The organism is Microbacterium sp., from assembly GCF_032084865.1.
Classification (GTDB): domain Bacteria; phylum Actinomycetota; class Actinomycetes; order Actinomycetales; family Microbacteriaceae; genus Microbacterium.
Genome location: NZ_DAMDLU010000142.1, coordinates 1 through 7,401, shown reverse-complemented (window position 1 = coordinate 7,401; position 7,401 = coordinate 1). Strand labels below are relative to the sequence as shown.

The window sequence follows — 7,401 nt, the reverse complement described above, 5'->3', positions numbered from 1 at the left end:
GTGGCGGAGGGGGCAGGACGGGTCAATCCTCGTAGGCGTCGATGATGGGGATCGTCGTCGTGGTCACCGGAAGCGAGATCGTCAGGCGTGTGCCGTCGTCGCGACGGGCATCCTCGATGCCGCGCAGCGTCGGCCGTCCCGGGCGCACCGGGCCCTGCCCCGCGAGCAGCACCGACGCTGGCTCCCCCACCGCCGCGCGGTGCGCGACGCCGCGCACGGTGAACTCGACGGCATCTCCGTCGTGCACCTCGAGACGAAGCTGATTGCGCGTGACGGTGATCTGCAGCTGCGAGCCGCGCCACTGCAGCGGGTATGACAGCTCCGGCCAGTCGACAGGCAGACGGGGATCGAAGCTCAGCTCGCCGTCGTGGTCGCGCATGCCGCCGAAGCCGCTGACCAGCACGGTCCACACGCCGCCCGCCGACGCCACGTGCACCCCGTCGGCGGCGTTGTTGTGCAGGTCGGCCAGATCGACGTACAGCGCGTGCTCGAAGTACTTGCGGGCGAGGTCCTGGTAGCCCACCTCGGCCGCCATGATCGACTGCACGACGGCCGACAGGGTCGAGTCGCCCGTGGTCAGCGGGTCGTAGTAGTCGAAGTCGGCCAGCTTCTCCTCTTCGGTGAACAGGTTGCCCTGCAGGAACAGCGCGAGCACGACATCGGCCTGCTTGAGCACCTGGAAGCGGTAGATCACCAGCGGGTGGTAGTGCAGCAGCAGCGGACGCATCTCGGGCGGCGTCCCCTCGAGATCCCACACCTCGCGCTCCAGGAAGAACGCATCCTGAGGGTGGATGCCCAGCGCCTCGCTGTACGGGATGTGGATCGCGTCGGCCGCTCGCAGCCACGCGTCCCGCTCGCCGTCGTCGAGGCCGGTGCGCTCGACCAGGGCCGCGTAGGCGGCAGGTGCCTTCACGGCCATCTCGCCGACGATGCGCGCGGCGAGACGCAGGTTGTACCTGGCCATGACGTTCGTGTAGAGGTTGTCGTTGACGACGGTGGTGTACTCGTCGGGGCCGGTCACCCCGTGGATGTGGAAGGTCGAGTCGCCGTTCGTGCCGCGCCAGAAGCCGAGCGTCGCCCACAGCCGAGCGGTCTCGACGGCGATGTCGGCGCCGTCCCGCCGCAGGAAGTCGAGGTCGCCGGTGGCCCGCACGTACTTGCCGAGCGCGTAGCTGACGTCGGCGTTGATGTGGTACTGGGCGGTGCCGGCGGCGTAATACGCCGAGGCCTCCTCGCCGTTGATCGTGCGCCATGGGAACAGCGCGCCCGCCTCGTTGAGCTGGGCGGCGCGGCGGCGTGCTGCCGGAAGCATCATCGCCCGCGCGCGCAGCGCATTCTTCGCCCACTGGGGCGACGTGTAGGTGAGGAACGGCAGCACGTAGATCTCGGTGTCCCAGAAGTAGTGCCCGCTGTACCCGGAGCCCGTCAGTCCCTTCGCCGCGACGCCGTTCCCGTCGGCACGGGACGCCGCCTGCGCGAGCTGGAACAGGCACCAGCGGGTGGCCTGCTGCAGGTCGTCATGGCCGGCGATGCGCACGTCGGAGCGCTCCCAGAACGCGTCGAGCCACGTGCGCTGCGCGGCGAACAGGGCATCCACCCCCTCCACCCCGACACGGTCGAGCGAACGCCGGCACCGGTCCACGAGTTCGCGGGGCGGGACGCCGCGCGAGCTGTGATAGCTGACGATCTTGTCGATCCGGATCGGCACGCCGGCCTTCGCCTGGATGCGGAACACGTTCTTTGCGATGTCGGGCTCGACGAGCGTGCGCGCGCTGTACTCGTTCTCGGTCTCGATGAGGTGATCGGCGACGACCGCGACCGTCATGCCCGAATCCGAGACGCTGTACGACAGCGCCGAGCGCAGTCCGTCCTGCCAGTACTCGACGGGCTGCAGCACGCGCTCGGTGATCCGGTCGGCCTTGCGCGGATCGAAACCCGCCTTGCGGTCGGCTTTGCTCGCCATGGGGTCGCCCGCGTAGATGCCCGCACCGTCCTGCCGGTTGAGCATCTGGCAGCTGACCGTGACCGGCGCGTCGGCGTTCTCGATGGTGACCTCGAGACGCAGCACGGCCAGGTGACGCTCCTCGAAGCTCACCATCCGCTCGTCGCGCATGCGCACGCGCTTGCCCGACGGGGTCATCCAGACGACGTTGCGCTCGAGAACACCGGTGCGCATATCGAGCGACCGCGAGTACTCGTGCACCTCCATCTCGTCGAACGAGAGCGGCTCGTCGTCGATGTACACGCGCATGACCTTCGCGTCGGGCGCGTTCACGATCGTCTGCCCGACCTCCGCGAACCCGTAGGCCTGCTCGGCATGGCGGATCGGCCAGGTCTCGTGCAGACCGTTGATGAAGGTGCCGTGCTCGTGCGCCCCGCGACCCTCGATGTGGTTGCCACGCAGACCCAGATAGCCGTTGGCCACGGTGAAGACGGTCTCCGACACCCCCTCCTCGTCGTAGCGGGTCTCGACGAGACGCCAAGGGTCGACGGGGTAGCGGTCGCGATCGATCATGCTCTCTCCGAAAGCGTGTGAGGGGGGTCAGTTCTGCGCGTCGTCGAGCAGACGGGCAAGATCATCGACGATACAGGTCGCACCCGCCTCACGCAGAGTCGAGGCCCCCGCGCCGCGGTCGACTCCGACCACCGCGCCGTACCCTGCGGCGGCCGCCGAGGCGACGCCGGACACGGCGTCCTCCACGGCGATGGCCTCGGAGGGGTCGACTCCCAGCATCCGCGCGCCGTCGAGGAACATGTCGGGTGCGGGTTTCGAGGCGAGGTGGTCGCGCTCAGCGACGAGCCCGTCGACGACGACGCGGAAGAAGTCGCGGATGCCCGCGCTCGCGAGCACCTCGCCGGCGTTCTTCGAGCTCGACACGACGCCCATCGGCACGCCGGCGTCGCGCAGGCTCTCGAGCAGAGCGAGCGAGCCGGGGTACGGGGCGATCCCCTCGCTGCGCAGCACCGCGATGAACGCGTCGTTCTTGCGGTTGCCGACACCGCACACCGTCTCGGCTTCGGGCGGGTCGGTCACCTCACCCCAGGGAATCTCGACGTTGCGGCTGCGCAGCAGGCTGGCGACCCCGTCGTAGCGCTTCTTGCCGTCGACGTACGCGAAGTAGTCGTCGTCGGTGTACGCGGGCTCGATGCCCCAGCGCGCGAAGACCTCGTCGAACACCTTCTGCCAGGCGCGCATGTGCACCTCGGCGGTCGGCGTGAGCACACCGTCGAGGTCGAAGAGCACGCCGGCGGTGCGGTGCAGATCGGGGAGAGCGTCAGACATGGAACCTCCTTGGTCGGACGGGCTCGTCCAGCCTAGTGAGAGTGCGGATGCGAAAAGGGTGGCCTCAGATGGCCGAGAGCGTCTGGCGGGCGATCTCGAGCTCTTCGTCGGTGGGGACGACGAGCACCTCCACGGCCGAGTCGTCTGAGGAGATGCGCCGGATGCCGCGCCCGCGGGCGCCGTTGCGCTCCGCGTCGACCTTCACGCCGAGGAATCCGAGCGTGGCGAGCGCGTCGGCGCGCACGTCGACGGCGTTCTCGCCGACGCCGGCGGTGAACACGATGACATCCACGCCGCCCAGCTGCGCGATATAGGCGCCCAGGTAGGCGCGCAGCCGGTGCACGTACACGTCGTATGCCAGCGTCGCCGCCTCCTCGCCTGCGGCGCGGCCGGCGAGGATGTCGCGCATGTCGCTGCGCCCGGCGAGACCGAGCAGTCCGCTGCGCCTGTTGAGCAGCTCGTCGAGCGCATCCGTGTCGAGTCCTGCCCGCCGGGACAGGTGGAACAGCGCGGCCGGGTCGATGTCGCCGGTGCGGGTGCCCATCACGAGGCCCTCGAGCGGGGTGAAGCCCATCGACGTCTCGACCGACCGGCCACCGTCGACGGCGGTCATGGATGCCCCGTTGCCGAGGTGCAGCACGATCTGACGCAGCTGGGCGAGGTCGCGCCCGAGAAAGGACGCCGCGGCCTCGGAGACGTACTTGTGGCTCGTGCCGTGGAACCCGTAGCGGCGGATGCGGTGCTCGTCGGCGACGGCGGCGTCGAGCGCGTACGTGTACGCCGCCGGGGCGAGGGTCTGGTGGAAGGCGGTGTCGAACACGGCCACGTGCGGCACGTCACGGAAGGCCGCGCGCGCCGCCCGGATGCCCGCCAGGTTCGCAGGATTGTGCAGCGGAGCCAGAACGCCGAGGTCGTCGATGTTGATCTCGACCAGAGAGGTGATCACCGTCGGCTCGAAGAACCGCGCTCCCCCGTGCACCACACGGTGACCGACCGCCATCGGCGGATGGTCGTCGAGGTCGGGCCCGTGCTCGGCGAACTGGGCGAGCATGACGGCGAACGCCTCGTGATGATCCGCTATCGGCCGCTCTTCCGAGTGACGCACGTCGAGGATCGTCGGGGCGGGTTCCCCTGGCTCGGCCGTCACGCGCGCCGTGTGGCTGACGGTTCCCGAGTCCTGACCGATGCGCTCGATGAGCCCGCTGCCCAGCTCGAGTTCGCGGGACGGATCGATGAGGCTGTACTTCAGCGACGAGGATCCGCTGTTGATGACGAGCACGGATCCGCGCGACGTCTGATCGAGGCGGCTCGACGCAGCGCTGTTCATGCCTGTTCTCCCTGTGCCTGGATCGCCGTGATCGCGACGGTGTTCACGATGTCGTCGACGAGCGCGCCGCGCGACAGGTCGTTGATCGGTCTGTTCAGACCCTGCAGCACAGGACCGATCGCCACCGCGCCGGCCGAGCGCTGCACCGCCTTGTAGGTGTTGTTGCCGGTGTTCAGGTCGGGGAACACGAACACCGTGGCCCGTCCGGCGACCTCGGAGCCGGGCAGCTTGGCCTTCGCGACCGCGGCATCGGCGGCTGCGTCGTACTGGATCGGCCCCTCGACCGGCAGCAGGGGCTCGCGCTCGCGCACCAGGGCGGTGGCCGCACGCACCTTCTCGACGTCGGCGCCCGAGCCGGACTCGCCCGTCGAGTACGACAGCATCGCCACCCGCGGGTCGATGCCGAAGCGCCGGGCGGTCGCCGCAGACGAGATCGCGATGTCGGCCAGCTGGGCGCTGGTGGGGTCGGGGATCACGGCGCAGTCGCCGTACACGAGCACCCGGTCGGCGAGCGCCATCAGGAAGACGCTCGAGACGACCTCGACGCCGGGCTTGGTCTTGATGATCTCGAACGACGGGCGGATGGTGTGCGCCGTGGTGTGCGCCGCACCCGAGACCATGCCGTCGGCGAGACCGAGGTGCACCATCATGGTGCCGAAGTACGACACGTCGGTGACCGTGTCGGCAGCCTGCTGCACCGTGACGCCCTTGTGTGCGCGCAGACGGGCGTACTCCCGCGCGAACCGCTGCACGAGTGCGGGGTCGGTCGGGCTGAGCACCTGCGCTGCGGAGATGTCGAGCCCGAGCGCGCCGGCGCGGGCGCGGATGCCCGTCTCGTCGCCGAGGATCGTGAGGTCGGCCACCTCGCGCGCGAGCAGGATGGCCGCCGCTCGCAGGATCCGATCATCGGACCCCTCGGGGAGGACGATCCGCTTGCGATCGCTGCGCGCCCGTTCGATGAGCCCGTACTGGAACATCAGCGGCGTGACGACCGTCGACTCCGCCAGGCCCATCTGCTCGGTCAGCTCGGAGATGTCGACGTGCTTCTGGAACAGCTCGAGCGCGGTCTGGTAGCGCTGCGCTGACTCGGGGCTCATCCGGCCGCGCGAGCCCATGATCCGCACCGCCGTGTCGAAGGTGCCCAGGTCGGTGGCGATGATGGGCACGAGCAGCTCGAATCCGTCGATGAGCTGCAGGATCGGCTCGGGCAGCTCGAACGGCCCGTTCAGCACGATGCCCGCGAGGTCGGGGAAGGTGCCGGATGCCGCGGCGAGCACCGTGGCGAGCAGCGTCTCGGTGCGGTCGGCGGCGATCACGACGACCGCGCCCTCGGTCAGACGCGGCAGCACGTTGACCATGGACATGCCCGCGATCACGATGCTGTACGCCTCGCGCTCGAGCAGCTCGTCGCCGCCGCGCACGAGCCGCCCGTCGACGGCGCGCATGATCCCCCGCATCGACGGCGCGACGAGGGAGCGCTCTTCGGGGATGGCCCAGACCGGGGTGCGCCCGTCGTCGACGAGCTCGATGATCTCGGCGAGCTGGCCGGACTCGGCGCGGTTGACGACGAGAGCGAACAGCTCCGCTCGCTCGGCGGCGAGTTCGGCGATCGCAAGCGCGGCGATCTGCTGCACCTGCGCGGAGGTGCGGGCGGTGGTCGTGCCCAGCTGCTCGGCCTGTTTCTGGCTGTCGCGCCCCGAGAGCACGAGCAGCACCGGGACGCCGAGATTGGCGGCGATCCTCGCGTTGAAGCCGAGTTCCGCCGGGCCCGCGACGTCGGTGTAGTCGCTGCCGACGACGATGACAGCATCGCACTGCGCCTCGACCGCCTTGAAGCGCGCCACGATCGTGCCCAGCGCGGCCTCAGGGTCATGGCGCACGTCGTCATAGGTGACGCCGATGCAGTCGTCGTATTCGAGGTGCACGCCGTCGTGCGCCAGCAGCAGCTCGAGCACGGTGTCGCGCTCATCGGCCGAGCGGATGATCGGCCGGAACACCCCCACGCGAGGCGAGACACGCATCACGGCGTCGAGCACGCCGAGCGCGATCGTCGACTTGCCCGTGTGTCCTTCGGCAGACGTGATGTAGATGCTGCGTGCCACGTGACCAGCCTAGTGACCGCTCGTCTGTGCAGGTTGAGGCCCTGAGCCTGTCTGGGTTCCTGAGCCTGTCTGGGTCCCTGAGCCTGTCGAAGGGCACGGCCCGGACAGGGCATCCACCACGGCGGCGGCGTCGTCGGCGAATCGGGCGTAGTGCTGGGGGTCGGAGTTGATCTGCACCCGGTTGATGGCGTTCGACGGCGCGAGGCTCTGCCAGTCGGGCACGCGCCGCAGGCGCGTGAAGAACATCGACGACGCGGTGACCGGATCCATCCGCTCGGCGACGCTTCCCCACCACTCCTGCTGCTGGAAGAGTCCGATGCTCGTCGTGCGGCTGCCGTCGGGGTTGACGACGCCTGAGGTCTCCCAGTCGCCGTGATCGAGGTTGCGCAGCGAGCTCTCGCCCATCGCCGCCATGACGCCGATGATCTGGCCGTCGCGCGCGAACCCGAGCTCGCGTGCCGTGCGCACGACGGTCGCGGCGTTCTCGAGCTGCTCGCCGCGCCATCCGCTCACTCCGAATGCCGGATACGCCGCAGGATCATCGAGACAGTAGCCCTCCGCTCGGGGAGCGGTGACGAGGGCGAGAATCGCGAGAACACCGGATGCCAGAAGCGCGACCCCCGCAGTGACCGCAGCGGCCCTGAGCCCTCGCCGGCGCTGCGCGCGCGAGCGCGACCGGGTCGTGCGGC

The 7,401-nt window shown here is 69.7% G+C and carries 5 protein-coding genes; all 5 read right to left on the bottom strand.

The features are described 5' to 3' along the window. Positions 1-22 precede the first annotated feature (22 nt). On the bottom strand, positions 23-2,515 hold the full coding sequence (locus tag RT309_RS12595; RefSeq protein ID WP_313357535.1) for a glycosyl hydrolase family 65 protein: 2,493 nt from the start codon (positions 2,513-2,515) through the stop codon (positions 23-25). A gap of 27 nt (positions 2,516-2,542) precedes the next feature. After that, positions 2,543-3,283 (bottom strand): beta-phosphoglucomutase family hydrolase, encoded by a 741-nt coding sequence (locus tag RT309_RS12590; RefSeq protein WP_313357533.1) that lies wholly within the window; start codon positions 3,281-3,283, stop codon positions 2,543-2,545. A gap of 64 nt (positions 3,284-3,347) precedes the next feature. Beyond that, on the bottom strand, positions 3,348-4,610 hold the full coding sequence (locus RT309_RS12585; protein ID WP_313357531.1) for an acetate kinase: 1,263 nt from the start codon (positions 4,608-4,610) through the stop codon (positions 3,348-3,350). Next, positions 4,607-6,712, bottom strand: coding sequence for a phosphate acetyltransferase (gene pta / locus RT309_RS12580; protein WP_313357530.1), 2,106 nt, complete (start codon positions 6,710-6,712; stop codon positions 4,607-4,609). Before pta ends, RT309_RS12585 begins: the two co-directional genes overlap by 4 nt. Positions 6,713-6,721: 9 nt before the next feature. After that, positions 6,722-7,401 (bottom strand): hypothetical protein (locus RT309_RS12575; protein WP_313357528.1); only part of this gene is annotated, 680 nt, incomplete at its 5' end.